This window comes from Aestuariivita boseongensis (assembly GCF_001262635.1).
Taxonomy (GTDB): Bacteria; Pseudomonadota; Alphaproteobacteria; order Rhodobacterales; family Rhodobacteraceae; genus Aestuariivita; species Aestuariivita boseongensis.
Window position 1 is genome coordinate 1 of the sequence record NZ_JXYH01000113.1, and the last position, 1369, is coordinate 1369.

1 protein-coding gene is annotated in these 1369 nt (G+C 56.7%); it reads right to left on the reverse strand.

What is annotated here, in order from left to right:
• Positions 1-263 precede the first annotated feature (263 nt).
• Complete coding sequence (locus tag TR61_RS19370) at positions 264-1289, reverse strand: IS110 family RNA-guided transposase (protein WP_024074122.1); 1026 nt, start codon at positions 1287-1289, stop codon at positions 264-266.
• Positions 1290-1369: the final 80 nt, after the last annotated feature.

Sequence of the window (1369 nt, forward strand, 5' to 3'; positions counted from 1 at the left end):
AAAAAATCTATGGTCCCCCCCATTTTTGCAATACTGATTAACGGGCGATGTGGTTGGCTTGCTTAAATCTATCCGGCGTCTGTTTGGGGCTTGCCCCAGCGCCACGATGAGAGTCGCGCCTGACGATCCTTAAAAGCCCGTCGGCTTCTGAAGCCGATTTTTATGTCAGGATCTTCGCCAGGCCGGTAGGCCGTTCACGTCATCCGTTGTTCAGCTATCGCAAAACCTGAAGGGTGAATTGTGGTACTGCAACAACCGCAGGGTCAGGCGTTCAAGGCGTCTGGCCCTGCTTCATATTGCGCATGGTGAGCCGCTATCGCCCAAGCGATACGCGCCAGTTTGTTGGCCAGGGCACAGGCCACCACATTCGAGTGTCGTCGGCGCAGCAGCGCTCGCACCCAGTCGGCCAAAGCCCCCTTCTGATGATCCAGCCTCTGCATGTAAACCCTGGAGCATTGCACCAGCAGTTGCCGCAGGTGCTTGTCACCCCGCTTGCTGATCCCCAACAAATTGGCTTTGCCGCCCGTGCTGTACTGTCGCGGCACCAAGCCCACTGAAGCCGCAAAATCGCGACTGCATCGGTATTGCTTGCCATCGCCCATTTCTACAGCCAGAAGGCTGGCGGTGATCGGACCGACACACGGCATGCTAAGCAAACGGCTCCCCAGATCATCGTCGGCCAGCTGGCAAGCCAGTTGTTTGTCCAGTTCCTTGATCTGTTCATCCAGGTAAACGAAGTGATCGTGCAGGCGTTGCAACAGCACTGTCAGCCGCACAGGCAGCTCATGCTCGGCCAAAACAGCTGCCAAACGCTTCATGATGGCTGAGCCTTTGGGCAGGCTGATGCCAAATTCCAGCAGGAAACCGTGCATCTGATTGGCTGTCTTGGTGCGGTCATGCACCAACGACTCGCGCATGCGATGCAGGACAGACAGGGTTTGCTGAGACTCGGTTTTAGGCGTAACGAAGCGCATGGACGGACGGGAAGCCGCCTCGCAAATGGCCTCTGCGTCGATAAAGTCATTTTTGTTGCCCTTGACGAAAGGGCGGACAAACTGCGGTGAAATCAACTTGGTCGTATGCCCCATCGCCGCAAGCTGACGGGCGATGAAGTGAGAGCCGGCACAGGCTTCCGTTACCACGACGCAGCTCGGCAAGTTGCCGAAGAACCGCATCATCTGCGCTCGCGAGAGCTTTTTGCGAAACACCTCGCGGCCCGATTTGTCTTGGCCCAGAAGGTGGAAATTATGTTTGCCGAGATCGATCCCGATCAGTGCTGACTCGCTCATGATGATGGCCTCCAAAAACAAAACACCCTGCGAAAGCGTAGCCCTCGCAGGGTGTGGGGGTGACCATCTCATTAGCCCGC